The sequence below is a fragment of the Legionella fairfieldensis ATCC 49588 genome (assembly GCF_000621525.1).
Lineage (GTDB): Bacteria > Pseudomonadota > Gammaproteobacteria > Legionellales > Legionellaceae > Tatlockia > Tatlockia fairfieldensis.
Genome location: NZ_JHYC01000019.1, coordinates 16,392 through 34,249 on the forward strand (window position 1 = coordinate 16,392; position 17,858 = coordinate 34,249).

Genomic DNA, 17,858 nt, shown 5'->3' on the forward strand with positions numbered 1-17,858 from the left:
TATTAAAGCGCTCTGGCTTCATGTTGCAATTTATCAATTAATTCCTCCACAGAATTTACTTTCACCCCGCCACTACGGGAAGGAGGCGAAGTTACTTTAATTATTTCAACATGATCGTTTAAAGTTAAACCCAGAGTCTCCAGGGCAATTGTTTGAAGAGGTTTGGTTTTGGCTTTCATGATGTTGGGTAAAGTACTGTAGCGTGGCTCATTCAAACGCAAATCTGTGCTAACCACTGCGGGTAAAGGCATGCTTAAGGTTTGCAGCCCCCCGTCTATTTCTCGAGTCGCTTCAATAGACCGTCCATTTATATCAAGTTTAGAGACAAAAGTTGCCTGTGGCCAATCGAGCAAACCAGCCAGCATTTGGGGTGTTTGATTATTGTCCCCATCAATGGTCTGTTTACCCATCAATACTAAATCAGGCTGTTCATCAATAACAATTTTTTGTAATATTTGAGCAATATTGATACTGGGAAAACGTTTGTCAGTATTCACCAGAATCGCTCGATTCGCGCCTAATGCCAATGCATGCCGCAACACTTCCTGACTTGCATCGGGACCAATTGTTACTACTACTATCTCTGTAGCAATTTGCCGTTCCTGCAGGCGTATTGCTTCTTCTAATGCAATTTCATCAAAGGGATTTATCGACATTTTAACTTGTCGAGTTTCCACCCCACTTGCATCTTCTTTGACCCGTATTTTAACATAAGGATCTATCACGCGCTTCACTGCAACCAGAATTTTCATGAGTCCTCACTGGAATATCAATCAATCAGCATATTGCCAGAGAAAGTGGGGGCAATTCAAGTCAAGCGTATTTAAGGATAAAAAAAGAAAAAAATTATCCTTCAGCTATATAACCATTTTGAATAGTCAGCACTTTATCCATTCTTGAAGCTAATTGTTGATCATGTGTTACTATAATTAATGCAGTATCCAAATGCTCATTTAAATCAAGCATAAGGTCAAAAACCCTGGCTGCGGTAGCGTGATCCAGATTTCCTGTAGGTTCATCTGCCAAAACGCATTGAGGCTGATGGATCAACGCTCTGGCAATTGCTACTCGCTGCCGTTCTCCTCCCGATAATTGTGAAGGTTTATGTTGCAACCTATGAGATAATCCTACTTTCTCTAATATTATTTTTGCCTGAGTTTCAGCTTCCATTACGGTTTTATTGGCCAATAACAACGTCATGGCAACATTTTCTAATGCAGTAAATTCGGGTAACAAATGATGAAATTGATAAACGAAACCCAAGCGTTGATTACGTAAGGTACAACGCTGTTTTTCCGAAAGTGTTTGCCAATTCACATCTTGAGTTAATAATAAACCAGTGGTCGGTTTATCTAATCCCCCAAGAAGATGCAATAAGGTACTTTTACCTGAACCGGAAGGACCAATAATTGCAATTCTTTCTCCACGCTTGATGATTAAATTGACCCCTTTTAAGACCTCTACTGTTTCATTACCGTCATAATAGGATTTACCAAGATTTTGGCAATTAAAAATAACATCATTCATAATGCAAAGCCTCCGCAATCACTGTTCTTGAGGCGCGCCAGGCCGGATAAATAGTGGCCAAAAAACTCATTAATAAGGCTACAACACAAATTTGCCATAAATCACTCAACATGATTTTTGAGGGCAAATAATCCACAAAATAAATATTTGACGATAAAATTTGAGTATGAAAAAGCGATTGCAAAGCACTGACTATAGAGGTAGCGTTGGACGCTAAAAGTACCCCTCCCAATAATCCAAGCAACGTACCGACTAGCCCTACCATCATCCCCTGCACAATGAATATCCAAAGAATAGTGGATGGGGTTGCTCCAATCGTTCTTAAAATAGCAATTTCTGATTGTTTATCATTAACAACCATAACCAAAGAAGAAACCAGATTAAACGCAGCAACGGCAATAATCAGGAGTAAAATAAGAAACATCATGGTTTTTTCCAGTTTAACCGCATGAAAAAACTCGCCAAACTGTTGAGTCCAGTTGCCTACTTCATAATTCTCACCGAGCTGATACCCTAATTGCTCACTAAGAACAGGAGCCTCATAGATATTTTTGATTTTCATTTTAAGTCCGGTAATACTATCACCTAACTGAAAAAGTTTCTGTGCGTCGACGAGGTCAATAAAAGCAAGTTTTCCATCAAAATTAAAACCGGTGCCTGCTGAAAATATGCCGGCGACATTGAAACGTTTAAAACGAGGAATCATGCCTGCAGGAGTCACAGTCGCCTGTGGAATCATGATGGTGACCTTATCCCCCACCATTACGCCAAGTGTATCTGCCAAACCACGACCTAAAATGATACCAAAATGATCAATGTCAGCAATATCACCTGCCAATAATTTGTCTTTTAAATGAGTAACAGCCTCTTCCTTTGCTGGATCAATGCCCGTCAATACCAGAGGTAAAACCTGTCCTTCATGAGCAAGTAATCCTTGTCCTCCCACATAAGGAGAAACGGCTACGACTCCGGGCATATGACTTACTTTCTGTGCCAGCAAGGGCCAATTATTGATTTTGCCATCTCGACCACTAATAGTAATTTCAGGCGCCATACCAAAAAAACGTTTGTGAATTTCTATATCAAAGCCATTCATTACCGAAAGAACGGTGATCAATACCATCACGCCAAGACCAATTCCAAGCATGGAGCTTAATGAGATGAAAGAAACAAAATGATTGCGTTTTTTGGCCCGCGTATAACGCAATCCGATATAAAGTGCCAGTGGCTTAAACATAGTTAATGAATTTCATAGAAAAATCCATTGTAGTGAAATTTAATGGATCAGGATATAGCTAATACCTATAAAAACGCGAATGTTATCATTCTTTCTAAAAAGTAAGCCGGGCGATATCATCCGGCTCAAAATTCAAATGTAAAAAGTGGGTCTTTGTGAAGACCGGTCATCAAATCGCCGTGGAAAACAGACTGATCCATTTCCACTTAAAATTTTCATACAAGATAAGTAAGATTGAATAAAAATCCGTGAGTGTACAAGTGATTCAGACGAAGTCCGCTATTTAAGGTTTGTTCTGCCGCTCTGCCTAATTGACTTCTGCCCCAATCTGCAAATTCATAACCAATACCCACCTGCAAGTTATTACTCACTGAGGTCTGCACCCCGGCACCAACAGCATAAGTAAAGCTGGTTTTGGTATGCGATGAAAAATCAGGGTTAGGAAGCGCTTCAAAAATAGTAGGCGTGTTGCTAAAAGATGAAGCGCGGTTAAATCCAACCCCTACACTGCCACTTATCCACGGAGTGAGCATATAGCCTGCATCCGCGAGCAATTTACCTTTTAAGACAACATAAGTATGCTGCACCCTGTAACTGTAAATATAGTTATTGAACACAGGATCAGCATCATCCCAAATTTCGCCTCTTAGCCTTGGATTACTAGTTGCTCCTGCAGCGACTCCCAACTGTCCCAGGAAAGACGCGTATAATGGACTCTGTAATCCTAAAAAAAACTCCCCCTCACCCAACGCTTTAGTCGATTTATTGGCGGCATAAGTCTTTTCAATTTCAGGGGTCAGATAAAAAGTCTGCGTTTGCCCCCCACGTTGCCATACAGGTCCAGCACTAATAGTAGCAATATAATTTGAACGAGAAACAGGTGCCTCACCCATTGTACCTGAGCTGGCAACCGAAGCACTTAGCCCTGCAATCAAGAACGTAATTACTTTTAATGATTTTATTGTATGACCATCCATTGTATCTATCCTTACTTGATTTAGCTGACTTATGTTACAGAACAAAAAAATAAGACTCAAGAAAATAATTCACTCTTTATTAAATGGGTGATCTCCAATAGCGTTGAAACAATAAATACTACGAGGTAATGTAAAGAAGAAGATAAACAAACAGTAAAAATCATTGAATTTGGAGAGTTTCATTGTTAGGGAAAAATCTGAAATGGACAAGCCTTCCTAATCTTCCTTCTGTTCATATCAGCAGTGGTACAATGGAAGCGATTAAATGGCTAGCCCTGTTATCCATGACAATTGATCATGCAAATCGGTTTTTTTTTAATCCCATGCTTCATTCAGCTTATTGTGCTGGCCGAATTGCAATGCCCTTATTTGCCTTCATTTTTGCCTATAATCTTGCTCAACCTGGTGCCTTTTCGCGCGGACTTTACAGTAAGACTTTAAAACGCCTGCTCATTTTCGGTTTAATCGCAACACCGGGTTATGTGGCCATGCGGCATTTATTGTACTGGTTACCCTTGAATATTATGTTTATGCTGGCTTTCGCAACTGCCACCCTGTTTTTCTATGAAAAAGGAGGTAAAAATAAAATACTGGCTATTTTTATTTTTTTAGCAGGGGGGCTATTTGTAGAATATAATTGGGTAGGACTTTTTTTTTGTATTTCGGCGTGGTTATACTGTAAAAAACCTGGTCTTTTTTCTTTGTTAGCTAGTCTGATAGCTTATGGACTATTAAATCAATTAAACGGCAATAATTGGGCTTTACTGACTTTACCTCTTCTGGTAATCGCAACAAAAATTGAATTACATTTACCTAGAATCCGTCAATTTTTTTATTTTTATTATCCTGTTCACTTGTATGTGCTATATTTACTCAGCAAGCTCTTTTAATCTTGTTCTTGCTCACTTAAGAAGTCAGCTTGGCACGTTCATTTCCTTCTTAAAGCAGATTGCCATGCTTCCCTGAATTCATTACTATGGAGTTTAAACTGATTTTAATGTCTCAGTACGCTAAGGTTTATTATGATTAAGTCGGGATTATAACATGACAAGATATGTTTTTTGTTGCAAATTAAACCAGGAGGCTGAAGGATTGAACACCCCTCCCTTTCCAGGATCATTAGGAGAAAAAATCTTTAATCACGTATCCAAACAGGCATGGACAATGTGGCTATCTCATCAGACCATGCTGATTAATGAATATCGGCTTAGCTTAATTGATCCAAAAGCCAAAGAGTTTCTACAGGAAGAGATGCAAAAATACTTCTTTGGCGAGGGTTCAACGAAACCGGCAGGTTTTGTTCCTGAATAATAAGGCAGACTATGGTTCATGAACTGTTACAGATGGGTGAAGAAGTCGCTGAAGCAATTCATGCACAACAACCCGTTGTTGTATTAGAATCCACCATTATCTCTCATGGTATGCCCTATCCAGACAATTTGACCACGGCAAAAAAAGTCGAGCAACTTATTCGTGACAATGGGGCAATACCCGCGACCATTGCCCTTTATAAGGGAAAAATTCATATTGGAATCAATCACAAGATTATGGAAAATCTGGCAACTTGTGAAGACGTGGTAAAAGCATCGAAACGAGATATTGCTTTTGCGTTAAGCCGAAAATTGACTGCCAGTACTACGGTGGCAGCAACCATGTTTTGTGCCCATCTGGCAAACTTGTCCGTTTTTGTAACCGGCGGTATTGGAGGAGTACATCATCATGTGGGAGAAAGTTTTGATATTTCCGCTGATTTAATTGAGCTGGGTTCCACGCCTGTTACTGTTATCTGTTCAGGCGCAAAATCTATTCTGGATTTACCAAAAACACTGGAAGTATTAGAAACTTATGGAGTTACGGTTGTTGGTTACGGTACTGATGAGTTTCCTGCCTTTTATAGTCAATCAAGCGGTATATCGCTTGTTCATCGATTAGATAACCCCAAAGAAATCGCTACTCTAATGCATCATCAGCGCAAGCTGGCTATTAATAGCGGTATAGTTATTGCCAACCCCATTCCTAAACTGGCAGAAATTCCTGATGAAAAGATTACCCCCATTATCAAGCAGGCACAAGCCGAAGCCCAACATATTAACGGCAAATCCATCACTCCTTTTTTATTACGTCGCATAGCCGAATTAACTGCCGGTCAGAGCTTACAGGCAAATATCGAACTAATTAAAAATAATGCGCTTCTAGGCGCACAAATTGCCATTGCTTACCAGCAACAACAATAACCTCTGCATCGACTTAAACGTAATCGATTAAATTTATTTCTCTTCGAAATACTATTAAACAAATTTTTCCAGGTAATTATTTTTTTATAAAAAAACAACAAACAATTCTTGACTCAAAATCATTATCAGAGTTTAATAGCAACCTCTTGGGGCCAGATAGCTCAGTCGGTAGAGCAGAGGACTGAAAATCCTCGTGTCGGCAGTTCGATTCTGCCTCTGGCCACCATGTAAGTCAAACAATTACGTGGTGGTTACCCAAAAATAAAAACCTCATCATGTTGCCTAATCTCTAAAGCATTTAAATGTTTCTCCCCCGGAAATTTTGCGATAAATTCATTCAACTCGACTTTGTATTTCAATGTATTTCTCACGGAAATATCGGGATAGAATATTGGATTTTTCGGAATAAACAGAAGTATACTTTAACAAAGCATAGGCTTCTTTTACTATAAAGCACATGACTTTAAAGGACTAATCAAACTGGCAGAATTTAATCCCCCAGCCTTTCAATATGGAAGAAGTATTACCTAATATTCAACTTTATGCTCTGCCAATAAGTTTATTTTTAAACTAAACTGCTATGAATGACTCAAAAATAACATAGGTTTTCCAAGCCGCCCTACATTTGGGGTGGAGCCAGAATTATGCTTGGAAATATCCTAAATGTTAGAACAGGCTTCATCAAGCTGATGTATACTTTTAATATTCTCAGGTGTTTGACGTGCATAACTATGAAAAAAACATGCTGCTGAAGTATTTCGTGCTCCTCTTGATCTGAGGTGAGCTAACGATAGGTTATGGCTTCCAGTTGGTAAGCTTGTTTGCGCTGCATCTTCCAATTTAACCAATTTACTGTTTTTCATCAGGTTGAGTTTAGCTTCGGCTAGTTCTTTGTATTGTGGGCGATATCGTAATTGCTCTAGGATATATTTAGTGTGTTTTCGATCTTCTTTGATTTTGGGATCATTATGAAGAGCGCCGCTATCAGTGATCACGCCATCATATCGTTTCTCTTCTCGGTGATGCCCAGCTCTCCCCTGAATAGTGACATAGGTTTTATATTCATCTGGAATTGTGTGCCATGCAGCAGCAGAATCTATGTTCCATCCGGCAAGCGATAGCAAGTAGTTAATTACTGGTTTAAAAAGTAATTTACCACCCCAAATAGTCGTAAGCTTATCACTCATGACATTCGACAAAGAAGAAAAGGAACGATCAACAAAAAGACGAACTGGATGCTTTTCCTGGTGTAAATTGGCGGCAGTTAATGTGGCAATAGCCCCACCTAAAGAATGGCCTTTAAGTATAATGTTTTCAGGCTTAACTCCTCTATTGATTAGCGTTTTTACGATATCTGTTGTAATTATTACCAAATCTGCGGCGTGCGATGAACTACCCTTGCTATTTCCCATGCCAGGCATGTTAAAGGACATCACGGCCGCATCAGTGACTTTACTATCTTCCTGCATCTGAGAAAGTTTATCATCATCAGCAAACAACGAATCGCGACCGTTAATACATATTATGTATTTTTGATCAGCTGGATTTCTCTGTGCAAAGTTATTCGGGTTAAATTGAACGGCCTCTAGTTTATCGCCTCTATGTGTTTGCAGTTTGGGGTCTATCCGACTAATTGACGACACCTTAGGATCTTCGGTCAGTCGAGCCCTGTGTCGCGAAGGAAAAATGAAGTAAGCGCATAGTTTTGATATCGGCTTGGTTGTCAATTCCCATGCCTTCATAAAACCAGTGAACGGTGCAATGAACAATGTAGCCATCGCAGCCAAAAAGGTGTAGGTTATCAGCGGTATCAAACAAACGAAGACAGCGCTGGTTGCGGCTAATGTTTTTAATAGTTCAACGACAAACCGTAGAGGAAAGCGTTTAAAAAACCATTCCCAAGTAGATGCTAAGCGAACGGCAGAGCGGTCTTTCAGTAATAAATCATTGGCAATGCCAGCATTAGTTAATATCGACGAAATAAATTCGTTTGGATCATGTCTGGGGTGAACCGAGGTTGTTTGCGACAGGGCATCAAATAAATCTTTACCTTGATCAGAAAATCCCAAAAGTTGCTTAAATGAAATCCATGGGGAAGGAGTGGCATAATTAGACACCAATGCAACTAAATCTTTTTGGATCATTCTAGGAGTGTATGCTTTTGGCGATTGTTCTCCGTCGATAATGAGCATCGCCACAGACTTTCCGTAATCTTCTCGTAATAACAAATTTGCATACAGCACATTCAGTCTGGAATAAATCGTATCTTCTGGTGCAAACAATCCTCGCATTGATGCTTTAGATGGTCCTATCAGCATTTCATTTCGCCTATCTGCCGGGAGATTTTCTAATGTTTTCTGTTTGAGATTATCTTGTAGTCTTTGTAAGCTAACTCCTTGATGACGCTCAGATACATCGATGACTTTTCCCACGGATGCATCATAATAGACTTTTTCATACTCATGAGCTTGACGAGCCTTTTCGCCTGTCCAAAATTTATCATCACTACACACATCTTTTAGCCAAATATAGCGCTCGCCATGCAGATGCATTTGCCGCACATCATTGATAATACCTATGGGATTAAATTTGGCTCGTTTAAAAGTAGTCCCTTGAAAGTGCATGTGTTTACCATCCGGTCGTAATAATGAGTATGCTTTTTTCTTAGCAAAAACGGTATTTTTAGGCTTACCACGGTCCTCTTCTTTGTGAATAGAGCGAACTAAAGGTTGCCCAAGCTCGTGAAAGTAGTCGGAACGGGGAGGATTATTATCAACAAGAGGCTGACTTTCTATCGGTTCATAATCTTTGATCGAGCGATAAATATAATGTCTTTTCGTCTGGTCGATATAGTGCCTTCTATCACCGATCTTTTGATGGCTATGCTCTGGTTTCGTTGGACGAAAAAACACAGGATCGCAAATTTGCTTCATTTCAAAAGCAAAGTTTTTTTCATTGCCTGGCTTGAAATTTATCAGTCGGATGCAAGCTTCGGTACTTTTTATTAACTCCAGAACGGCATTAGTCTCTGAGAGAACATCAAAGTCGGCTATTCGCTTCTCTTTCTCTTCCTTTTCTTCTTCAGGTTTAGTGATATAAGGTATCCCGGAAGCATAAGAAACGGGTGAGGAGACCTCTGCAATCGCTTCCATACACTTCACTACTGAATGACTACACGCAGCAAAACGGAGGTCATCTCTTTTCCGGTAGCTCAAGTAAGGCATTGAAAAGCTAATTTTATTTCGAAAACTCCCATCTAAAGTTAGCACTCGTCCATGGCGTTCTTTGAATTTAGTGCTTAGGCAGTCACCGGTTTGGATAATGCATTGTTGCGCATATAGAACTAGCTGCGTAAAGTCCCGACTGTTCACTGAGTTAAGATTGGAGTTAAGTGCACGTAAATGAGGTATCATGGTTTTTGGTGGAAAACAACGAAGTAAATCCAGTTCATGACAGAAGTGAACAACCGCTCTTGCAGGGTCAGGATTATTTTGATCATGTTTTGCGAGGATAATTTTTTTAAATCTATCAATGGCTTCTGAACTAAAAGTAGTATTCTTTTTGCAAAACTCCTCAAAATGATTAGCGCTTGCTACTAAGTACTTTCTATACGCCTTTGGCGAATCGGTATGGCCCGCTTCATCATCTCGGCCACTGACCGAAAATAATAAGCACAGCTTTATAGCCAACTGTTCGTCGTTTGTAAAACAGAAAGCAGAGGCATCGTTAGTTTTACCGTGATGCTTGAAAAAGTTGATAACTGAATTTGAATAATTCATTTTACGCAAACTATGAGCGAGACCATGATTGGGACGGTGAATGATTTTGTCATTGCTGCAACGGTAGATTTGGTTATTTTTATTAGCAGTTCCAGTATATGGTTTGGATAAAAAATTATCATAAACATGCTGGGCTGCACGTTTGATTATATCTTGTTCGTTATTCATAATTAAATATACCTTCTTCAACCTACCCTTAAGTTTTTCACATATATGAAATTTTTTGAACACAAATTTTAATATTTAGGCAAATTAAAGTCAACAAATCAGACAAACTGGCAGGATTTGATCCGGCAACCTTCAATATGGAGTTGTTTTTTATTCTGGCAAAAAAGTATTACTTTCTCACCAAATAATATTCAACTTTATGCTCTGCTAACAGGTTTATTTTTAAACTAACCGCTATGAATGACTCCAGATAGCATCTGGTTTTCCAAGTCGATCCACATCGCAAATGAACCAGAAAAACAAGCATCTCCGAAGGCTCTTTGCCCTAAAAACAGAGTCTTAGGGAAGTCGCTGATGATCCTTTATCAATGCCTGAATCCTCTTATACCTGTCATCATCATACTAATCTGATATTTATTACACGTTTCGATGATAGCGTGGTCACGGCGTGAACCACCGGGTTGGAGAATGGTTTTGATAGACGTTTGGGCAATCAGCTCAATACTGTCTTCAAAAGGAAAAAAGCCATCAGAAGCTAATACGGCATCTTGTAAGTCGTAATTTTTTACACGTTGCAACGCATGATGTACAGCATCCACTCGATTGGTTTGCCCAACTCCCATCGATAAGGTAATGCCGTTCTTCACAATAACGATGGCATTTGACTTCATATGACGAACGACCTGAAATGCAAAACATAGATCTGAATACAATGCTGCATCCGGTTTTTTTAATGTGGGAACAGCAGCTTTTTCAATCTCTAAAAAATTGGCATCTGACCTTTGCATTAAAAAACCATTCAAGACGGAACGCATTTCCATTGCAGGGTGCTGTTTCATAAAGATTAGAATACGACATTTTGCTTTTTCTCCAAGAATTTCCCGAGCGTCTGAAGTGTAGTCAACTGCTGCAATCACTTCAAAAAAATGCGATTTCAAGAATAATGCCGTTTCTTTATCAACAACTTGATTTAAAACAACAATTCCACCAAATGCGCTCTTTTCATCCGCATGAAATGCAGATTGCACTGCCTGTTTTGCAGACTGAGCTAATGCAACACCACACGGGTTAGTATGTTTAATAATCGTTGCTGCAGGCGTATCAAATTCTGAAATCAAGCGTATACCCGCATCGAGATCGAGTAAATTATTGTAAGAAAGCGGTTTACCCTGAAGCAGGGTAATATTGGGACACGTATCACGCCAGTTATAAAAATTCGCTGCCTGATGGGGGTTCTCACCATAAGACAAATCGATTGTTTTTTGCAATTGGAGAGATTTGATATTTTCTCCATCACACCATTGACTAATCTCACCGTCGTATTGTGCAATTTTTGAGAAAGCACGTGCTGCCATTTTTTTCCTGAACTCTAAATTCGTCTCAACACCTAATGATTCCAAGCCCTTAATCAAGAGAGGATAATCATTTGCATCACTAACAACCGTGCAATATTCATAATTTTTAGCAGCAGCTCGTATTAAAGCAACGCCGCCAATATCGATATGCTCCATGTCCTGGTATTGTGAGAATGCATACAAGTCGATAATTACAAAATCGATAGGTTCGACATTGATTTGTTGAAGTTCTTGCCTATGCTTTACATTCTTTCGATCAGCCAAAATTCCACTAAACAATGCTGGATGTAATGTTTTAACCCGTCCATCCAATAGAGGTGAACAATTTAAATAATCTTCTATCGACAATACCTCAATCTTGTTTTCGCTTAAAAATGCTGCGGTTCCTTTTGAAGCAATTAATCGTATATCAAGATTAATCAAAACCCTGGCAACCTCAACCAATCCTTCTTTATTACTTACCGAAATAAACGCTGTTTTCATAACATTTGCCTCTGTTTCAACAGACTATTGACCTCTTTCAGAGATATTTGTTTTGCAATCAATAATACTAGAAGGTGATATAATAAATCCGCCGTTTCATTGATTGTTTCCTTTTTGTCACCGCAACTTGCCGCAAGAGCAACCTCAACGCCTTCTTCACCGACCTTTTGTGCAATCCGCTTCAATCCTTGATCAAATAACTGAGTCGTATAATGTTGATCTGGTCTCTCTTGATATCTGGAAAGAATGACTTTCTCAAGCTCAACTAAAGCAGAAAATACGGCAGAATAAGCACCAAAACAGCTCGGTTGATTTAAATGGCAACAAGGACCTTTAATTTCAGCCAGAATAAGTAAGGCATCGTTATCACAGTCAGTTAAAATTTGCACCACTTGAAGTATATGGCCTGATGTCTCACCTTTCATCCATAGCCGTTTCTTTGTTCGACTATAAAAGGTAACTTGTCCGGTTTCACACGTTGAATCAAGCGCCTCTTGATTCATATAACCTAACATTAAGACTTGACCTGTTTGATTATCCTGAATAATAACGGGCAATAGATCGTTTATTTTTTTCCAATCAATATCAGAAGGATTAAATGCTGTCATAATCTCACCACGATTTGTTGTTGTGCTAAAAATTTCTTTAAATCACGAATGGACAATTCTCTCTCGTGAAATATGCTTGCAGCCAATGCACCATCAACCTGTGTCTCCTTAAATGCATCCAAAAAATCTTGTGCGCTGCCTGCGCCACCAGAAGCAATTAAAGGAGTATGGGTTAACTCGCGAACCTTTTTTAATTGCGCCAGGTCATAACCCTTTTTTACACCGTCCTGATTCATGCAATTCAATACAATTTCACCCGCGCCTAATGCCTGTATTTCTTGCACCCATTCGATGGTTTTTCGGCCTGTTTTTTGTGTCTTTGCTATAGAACCCGTGTATTGATAAACTTCATAATCCTGCTCGTTTTTAAAGCTATCAATACCCACGACAATGGATTGGCTGCCAAACTCCTGAGCTAGCTCACGGATTAATTGAGGTCTTTCTAATGCAGGGGAGTTAATGGAAATTTTATCAGCTCCTGCTTTAAATGCCGTTCTTGCATCAGAAACTGATCGGATGCCTCCTGCAACACAAAAGGGGATATCGAGCAATTGGGAAACACGCGTTATCCAATCCTTATCAAGCATTCTGTTCTCGCTACTTGCGGTAATGTCATAAAAAACCAATTCGTCTGCGCCCTGATCTCTATAAAAAACAGCATGTTCTTCAATACTCCCAAGATCACGATGATTACGAAATTGAACGCCTTTCACGACACGCCCCTCTTTGACATCCAGACAAGGGATTATTCGTACACTTAACATGATAAAGCCTCTGACAACTCAAATTTTTTCTCATACAGCGCCCGCCCCATAATGGCACCTGCCAAATTGAGGTTTTTAAGACGGGTAATATCATCAAGCTGACTAATACCCCCTGATGCTTGAATTTTGAGTGTTGGAAATGTCGTGATCATCTGTTGATATAAATCAATATTCGGCCCATTTAAGGCTCCATCTCTGCTGATATCAGTACAAAGAACATGTTTGACACCAACGTCTGAGAAATGACTCACTACGTCAAACAAAGCAATCTTATTAAGTTTTTGCCAGGCTTCAGTCATCACATAAGGAGTAATCCCATCAAAAGTAACATCGAATGCCAGGACGATTTGTTCAGCTCCATAATGTTTTAACCAGGTTTCTACCAGTTGAGGTGACTCTATAGCCAAACTACCAATAACAACTCTTTTTGCACCCGCTGCCAAATAAGTATCAATCTGGGATCTTGTTCTGATACCTCCACCGATTTGAATCTTGATGGGAATAAGCCGTAATAATTCTTTGATGAGACTTGCTTGATTTGCCCCGGGATTTTTAGCACCCTCCAAATCAACCAGATGCAACCAGGTAGCTCCTTGATCTAAAAATTGTTTTGCAGTATCAAAAGGAGACTCACTGTAAATTGTCTCACAGGCGTAATTTCCCTGGTATAAACGCACACACTTACCAGCCCGAATATCAATAGCAGGATAAATAATCATACAGCTTGCTCCAAAAAATTTTTTAATAGTTGACTACCTGTTGTTCCCGAACGCTCTGGATGAAACTGTACACCCATAAAATTGCGATGCTGTACCGCGGCAGAGAAAGAGAAGCCGTACTCTGTTTCTGCAATGGTATTGCCAGAAACAGGTACGGCAAAATTATGGACATAATAAACATAGGCTTCTTGAGGAATACCTTGCATCAACACGGAAGAGGCACAAATTTTAATCGTATTCCAACCCATGTGAGGCAAACGACAATTAGCAGCAGACGATAGCTTTTTGACAGTACCTTTCAAAATACCCAAACAGGTTGTTGTTTCTTCTTCCGAAAACTCAAATAAAATTTGCATGCCCACACAAATTCCAAGAACTGGTTTGGTTGTTGCTTTTAATGCATCCACCAATCCCAAAGTATTCAACCGGGTCATGACGGTTTCTGCTGATCCAACCCCTGGTAAAATAATATGACTGGCCTGATCGATATCCTTCATAGCTCCGCTTACTGTCACTTTTTTACCTAAACGCACTATAGCATTGCTAATCGAGGCCAAATTAGCCCCGCCACTATCAACAATAACAATCATAAGATCCCCTTCGTACTCGGAATGCCAATACCATCGCATTGTTTTGCCTGACGAAATGCTCGCGCAAATCCTTTAAATAAACACTCTACCTGATGGTGGGCATTGCTTCCGCGCATTCTTAAATGCAATGTTGCCTTTAATGAACAGGCGAGTGATTGAAAAAAGTGGGCGATCATTTCTGTGGGCAGATCACCAACTCGCTCGCGAGAAAAATCCCCTTCAAAAACAAAATAAGGACGCCCGCTTAAATCAAGTGCTACTTCCACAATGGCCTCATCCATTGGTAATAAAAATCCATAACGATTTGCACCGCACTTATCCCCTAAGGCTTGGCGCAGCACTTCGCCCAGAACGATGGCCGTATCTTCTATTAAATGGTGCTCATCGACTTCCAGGTCACCGACCGCTTTTAACTCAAGACTGATACCAGCATGACGCGCAAGCTGCTCCAGCATGTGATCAAAAAAGGCAAGACCGGTATCGATAGTGAGAAATTGTTCTTTATCCAAATCCACCGAAGCCTCTATCATCGTTTCAGACGTTTTGCGCTCTAATCTGGCAACACGATTCTTATTCTCTATTTGCGCGACGATCGCTGCCCAGTTATTCTGCTTTTTATGATACAAAAAACCCTTGAGTCGCATTTTTTTTGCCAACAGGCAATCTGTTTCTCTATCGCCAATCACATAGGAACGTTGACGATCCAAATCAGGCATCGCTAAATAATCAAGCACCAGACCAAGGTTGGGTTTCCTGCATTCACATTCATCAGACTCCCAATGTGGACAGATATGGATAGCGTCAAAAGTAATGCCTTGCGAACTCAAAAGACTCAATAATTTTTCCTGAACACGATCAAATTGCGCTTGCGGATACCGACTACTACCTAACCCATCCTGATTACTGAGCATTACAAAACGATACCCTCGTGATTTCAGCTGCAATAAGGCAGGAATTACTTCAGGTTCCAGCTCTAATTTTTCCAATGAATCGATTTGCTTATCGACTGGTTCATCAATGAGTGTGCCATCTCTGTCAATAAAGAGAATTTTTTGTTTAGACATAAGAGAGTACCTCTTTTAAACGTTTATTTTCTTCATCTGTGCCTACGCTAATGCGTACACAATTGTGAAGCCCGAGAAGATGGACTCGCGAGCGAATAATGATTTGATGTGCTTTGCAGGTATCCATCCATTTTGACGCATCATGGACTTTAACCAGTAAAAAATTAGCTTGAGAGGAATACACGCACTCTACTGAGGGAAGACCGATGAGAAAGTCCCGCAACTTTTCTCGTTCTCTTCTTATATTTTGAATTTGAGCATGTACTATTGCCTGATGTTCTATCGATAACACCTCCATCGCTGCTCGCTCTACCGGGATGGGAATCGGATAGGGAGCAATCACTTTCATGAGTAACTTAATTACCTCTTGATTCGCAATCAGCGCGCCTATCCGGGCGCCGGCCAAACCAAATGCTTTTGAAAGTGTTCGTAAGATTACTAAATTGGGATATTGGGATACAAAATCACTCATGCTCTTTGTGGTTGAAAATTCAATATAAGCCTCATCGAGCACCACTAAAGCCTGATTTTGAAGAGCTTTGCATAGTGTTAGCACTTCATTACTATCTAAAACATTTCCAGTTGGATTATTAGGTGAACATAAAAAAATTAATTTTATAGCGGAATTTCGTTGATTTAAAATAGTATCTTTATTCAAAGCAAACCCGGCATCTTGCTCTAAAGGTACCTTAATAATACGTACCCCCTGAATATTGGCGGCAACTTCGTACATACCGTAAGTAGGTGGAGTAATGACAATAGCCTCTTTATTTGCTTCGCAAAACGAGCGTATTAATAAGTCAATTCCTTCATCACTTCCTCGCGTCATCAGAAGTTGTGCTGGTTCCACATCATATAGGTTTGCAAACATCTGCCGTAATAAAACGGGTTGAGGACAGGGGTATCGATTTAATCCATCTGGACGCATAAAGGGATTCTCATTAGCATCCAGATGTATTCCTTCCTGTAGGCTTTCTAGCCGTGCTGAACTATAGGGAACCAGTTTTTGTATGGATTCTCTCGCGAGGTGAATAATAGATCCCATTATTCACCTCGCGCTGCTTGTAATCGGATATCAATTGCTTTCTGGTGCGCATCCAAACCTTCAATATCCGTCATAACACGTATTGTTTCAGCAATCGATGAAAGTCCCTCCTGAGTGAGCTCCTGAACGGACATCGTTCTCATAAAATCCTGCACGGACAAGCCACTGCAAGCTCTTGAGAATCCCGCTGTAGGTAAAACATGGTTTGTTCCACTCGCATAATCGCCGGCTGATTCCGGTGAATACGATCCTAAAAATATAGAGCCTGCAGTAGCAATTAATGACAAATAATGTCTTGGATTGGCTAATTGCAAAATTAAATGCTCGGGTGCATAGTCGTTTGCAATGGTTATTGCTTCATTTTGATTTTCTACAATAATACATACGCTGTTTTGCAGTGACCGAGCTGCTATATTGGCTCTTGACAAAGCATTTAATTGAATTTCAAGTTGTTGATTGACAGCCTTTGCAAAAGATTCACTCATGCAAACCAATACAGCCTGCGAATCTTCGCCATGTTCTGCCTGAGAGAGTAAATCCGCGGCGACAAATTGGGGATTTGCTTCCTCATCTGCAATAACCATCACTTCAGAAGGACCGGCGGGCATATCCAGTTGTGCGCCATGCGGGTCGAGTGAAACCAGCATTTTCGCCTGGGTTACCCAACGATTTCCCGGCCCAAAAATTTTATCGACCTTGGGAATACTTTCTGTACCGTAAGCCATTGCTGCAATAGCCTGCGCGCCTCCAATTTTGAAAACATCCTGTATGCCGCAAAGACGTGCTGCAACCAATATATGAGGATCAATTGTTCCTGTCTGATTGGGGGGCGTGCACACTATACGTAATGGACAATCTGCCAAACGTGATGGAACACCTGACATCAATACGGTAGATACCAACGGTGCGCTGCCGGCAGGTACATACATACCCACCCGTTGAATGGGAACAACGAGACGTTCGCACATAATACCTGGTGATGTTTCGACCGTATAATTTGAAATTTTTTGTGGTTGATGAAAAGCAGTCAATTGCGAGATGACACGGTCCAATGCCTGAATCACTGAAGGCTGCACCCGATTCATTGCCGCATCAAACTCTTCCTGAGTGACCCGTAAAGTACTCAGACGCACTTTATCAAATTGTTGCGTTAATGAAAAAAGAGCCTTGTCACCTTGCGTTTGAACTTTTTTAATCAGATCACTTACTTGCTTTGTTTCTTGAAACAACGATGCGCCAGGTCTTTGTAACAGCGTTTTTTTCTGATCGTTGGATAATTTATTCCAAAATAACGGCTTTAACATCATT

The 17,858-nt window shown here is 40.2% G+C and carries 16 protein-coding genes and 1 tRNA gene; 4 read left to right on the forward strand and 13 right to left on the reverse strand.

The features are described from left to right. Window positions 1-2: 2 nt before the first annotated feature. From T345_RS0106780 to T345_RS0106795, 4 genes are all read right to left on the reverse strand, one after another. Window positions 3-752 carry an electron transfer flavoprotein subunit beta/FixA family protein gene (locus T345_RS0106780; protein ID WP_028388679.1) on the reverse strand — a complete coding sequence of 250 codons (750 nt, stop codon included), beginning with the start codon at window positions 750-752 and terminating at the stop codon, window positions 3-5. A 94-nt stretch (window positions 753-846) separates the two neighbouring features. Continuing rightward, window positions 847-1,527 (reverse strand): lipoprotein-releasing ABC transporter ATP-binding protein LolD, encoded by a 681-nt coding sequence (gene lolD / locus T345_RS0106785; RefSeq protein WP_028388680.1) that lies wholly within the window; start codon window positions 1,525-1,527, stop codon window positions 847-849. After that, window positions 1,520-2,764 (reverse strand): lipoprotein-releasing ABC transporter permease subunit, encoded by a 1,245-nt coding sequence (locus T345_RS0106790; protein WP_028388681.1) that lies wholly within the window; start codon window positions 2,762-2,764, stop codon window positions 1,520-1,522. Before T345_RS0106790 ends, lolD begins: the two co-directional genes overlap by 8 nt. Before the next feature lie 215 nt (window positions 2,765-2,979). Further along, complete coding sequence (locus T345_RS0106795; protein ID WP_131777747.1) at window positions 2,980-3,741, reverse strand: outer membrane protein; 762 nt, start codon at window positions 3,739-3,741, stop codon at window positions 2,980-2,982. A gap of 182 nt (window positions 3,742-3,923) precedes the next feature. Between T345_RS0106795 and T345_RS0106800 the strand changes: the two genes are divergently transcribed. The 4 genes from T345_RS0106800 (at window position 3,924) to T345_RS0106815 (ending at window position 6,201) form a co-directional block, all read left to right on the forward strand. Continuing rightward, the gene (locus T345_RS0106800) at window positions 3,924-4,631 is read left to right on the forward strand and encodes a TraX family protein (RefSeq protein ID WP_051555172.1); all 708 of its coding nucleotides are present in this window, start codon (window positions 3,924-3,926) and stop codon (window positions 4,629-4,631) included. Between the two features lie 154 nt (window positions 4,632-4,785). Beyond that, the gene (locus T345_RS0106805; protein ID WP_028388684.1) at window positions 4,786-5,052 is read left to right on the forward strand and encodes an oxidative damage protection protein; all 267 of its coding nucleotides are present in this window, start codon (window positions 4,786-4,788) and stop codon (window positions 5,050-5,052) included. 11 nt (window positions 5,053-5,063) lie between these two features. Then, window positions 5,064-5,975 carry a pseudouridine-5'-phosphate glycosidase gene (locus T345_RS0106810; protein WP_028388685.1) on the forward strand — a complete coding sequence of 304 codons (912 nt, stop codon included), beginning with the start codon at window positions 5,064-5,066 and terminating at the stop codon, window positions 5,973-5,975. Window positions 5,976-6,125: 150 nt separating this feature from the next. Continuing rightward, window positions 6,126-6,201 (forward strand) — tRNA-Phe (locus tag T345_RS0106815). A gap of 433 nt (window positions 6,202-6,634) precedes the next feature. Here the strand turns inward: T345_RS0106815 and T345_RS0106820 are convergent. The 9 genes from T345_RS0106820 to hisD form a co-directional block, all read right to left on the reverse strand. After that, entirely contained in the window at window positions 6,635-9,922 is a 3,288-nt protein-coding gene (locus T345_RS0106820; protein WP_028388686.1) for a SidE phosphodiesterase domain-containing protein, read from the reverse strand. A gap of 365 nt (window positions 9,923-10,287) precedes the next feature. Continuing rightward, a complete protein-coding gene (gene purH / locus T345_RS0106825) occupies window positions 10,288-11,760 on the reverse strand; it encodes a bifunctional phosphoribosylaminoimidazolecarboxamide formyltransferase/IMP cyclohydrolase (protein ID WP_028388687.1) in 1,473 nt (490 codons plus the stop codon). Beyond that, a complete protein-coding gene (hisIE, locus tag T345_RS0106830) occupies window positions 11,757-12,368 on the reverse strand; it encodes a bifunctional phosphoribosyl-AMP cyclohydrolase/phosphoribosyl-ATP diphosphatase HisIE (RefSeq protein ID WP_035918384.1) in 612 nt (203 codons plus the stop codon). Before hisIE ends, purH begins: the two co-directional genes overlap by 4 nt. Further along, window positions 12,365-13,132 (reverse strand): imidazole glycerol phosphate synthase subunit HisF, encoded by a 768-nt coding sequence (hisF, locus tag T345_RS0106835; protein ID WP_028388689.1) that lies wholly within the window; start codon window positions 13,130-13,132, stop codon window positions 12,365-12,367. The genes hisIE and hisF overlap by 4 nt, the downstream gene beginning before the upstream one ends. Next, window positions 13,126-13,851, reverse strand: coding sequence for a 1-(5-phosphoribosyl)-5-[(5-phosphoribosylamino)methylideneamino]imidazole-4-carboxamide isomerase (gene hisA, locus T345_RS0106840; protein ID WP_035918386.1), 726 nt, complete (start codon window positions 13,849-13,851; stop codon window positions 13,126-13,128). Before hisA ends, hisF begins: the two co-directional genes overlap by 7 nt. Then, on the reverse strand, window positions 13,848-14,441 hold the full coding sequence (hisH, locus tag T345_RS0106845; protein ID WP_028388691.1) for an imidazole glycerol phosphate synthase subunit HisH: 594 nt from the start codon (window positions 14,439-14,441) through the stop codon (window positions 13,848-13,850). The genes hisA and hisH overlap by 4 nt, the downstream gene beginning before the upstream one ends. Beyond that, window positions 14,438-15,505, reverse strand: coding sequence for a bifunctional histidinol-phosphatase/imidazoleglycerol-phosphate dehydratase HisB (hisB, locus tag T345_RS0106850; RefSeq protein ID WP_028388692.1), 1,068 nt, complete (start codon window positions 15,503-15,505; stop codon window positions 14,438-14,440). Before hisB ends, hisH begins: the two co-directional genes overlap by 4 nt. Continuing rightward, on the reverse strand, window positions 15,498-16,550 hold the full coding sequence (gene hisC, locus T345_RS0106855) for a histidinol-phosphate transaminase (protein ID WP_035918388.1): 1,053 nt from the start codon (window positions 16,548-16,550) through the stop codon (window positions 15,498-15,500). Before hisC ends, hisB begins: the two co-directional genes overlap by 8 nt. Beyond that, complete coding sequence (hisD, locus tag T345_RS0106860; RefSeq protein ID WP_242604584.1) at window positions 16,550-17,857, reverse strand: histidinol dehydrogenase; 1,308 nt, start codon at window positions 17,855-17,857, stop codon at window positions 16,550-16,552. The genes hisC and hisD overlap by 1 nt, the downstream gene beginning before the upstream one ends. Window position 17,858: the final 1 nt, after the last annotated feature.

What these genes read in the sequence shown, in the direction of transcription:
- hisA (WP_035918386.1), bottom strand. Translation starts at nt 13,851, where the DNA reads ATGATTATTTATCCTGCTATTGATATTCGGGCTGGTAAGTGTGTGCGT.
- T345_RS0106805 (WP_028388684.1), top strand. Translation starts at nt 4,786, where the DNA reads ATGACAAGATATGTTTTTTGTTGCAAATTAAACCAGGAGGCTGAAGGA.
- T345_RS0106780 (WP_028388679.1), bottom strand. Translation starts at nt 752, where the DNA reads ATGAAAATTCTGGTTGCAGTGAAGCGCGTGATAGATCCTTATGTTAAA.
- hisIE (WP_035918384.1), bottom strand. Translation starts at nt 12,368, where the DNA reads ATGACAGCATTTAATCCTTCTGATATTGATTGGAAAAAAATAAACGAT.
- hisF (WP_028388689.1), bottom strand. Translation starts at nt 13,132, where the DNA reads ATGTTAAGTGTACGAATAATCCCTTGTCTGGATGTCAAAGAGGGGCGT.
- hisD (WP_242604584.1), bottom strand. Translation starts at nt 17,857, where the DNA reads ATGATGTTAAAGCCGTTATTTTGGAATAAATTATCCAACGATCAGAAA.
- hisB (WP_028388692.1), bottom strand. Translation starts at nt 15,505, where the DNA reads ATGTCTAAACAAAAAATTCTCTTTATTGACAGAGATGGCACACTCATT.
- T345_RS0106790 (WP_028388681.1), bottom strand. Translation starts at nt 2,764, where the DNA reads ATGTTTAAGCCACTGGCACTTTATATCGGATTGCGTTATACGCGGGCC.
- purH (WP_028388687.1), bottom strand. Translation starts at nt 11,760, where the DNA reads ATGAAAACAGCGTTTATTTCGGTAAGTAATAAAGAAGGATTGGTTGAG.
- T345_RS0106795 (WP_131777747.1), bottom strand. Translation starts at nt 3,741, where the DNA reads ATGGATGGTCATACAATAAAATCATTAAAAGTAATTACGTTCTTGATT.
- T345_RS0106820 (WP_028388686.1), bottom strand. Translation starts at nt 9,922, where the DNA reads ATGAATAACGAACAAGATATAATCAAACGTGCAGCCCAGCATGTTTAT.
- hisH (WP_028388691.1), bottom strand. Translation starts at nt 14,441, where the DNA reads ATGATTGTTATTGTTGATAGTGGCGGGGCTAATTTGGCCTCGATTAGC.
- T345_RS0106810 (WP_028388685.1), top strand. Translation starts at nt 5,064, where the DNA reads ATGGTTCATGAACTGTTACAGATGGGTGAAGAAGTCGCTGAAGCAATT.
- hisC (WP_035918388.1), bottom strand. Translation starts at nt 16,550, where the DNA reads ATGGGATCTATTATTCACCTCGCGAGAGAATCCATACAAAAACTGGTT.
- lolD (WP_028388680.1), bottom strand. Translation starts at nt 1,527, where the DNA reads ATGAATGATGTTATTTTTAATTGCCAAAATCTTGGTAAATCCTATTAT.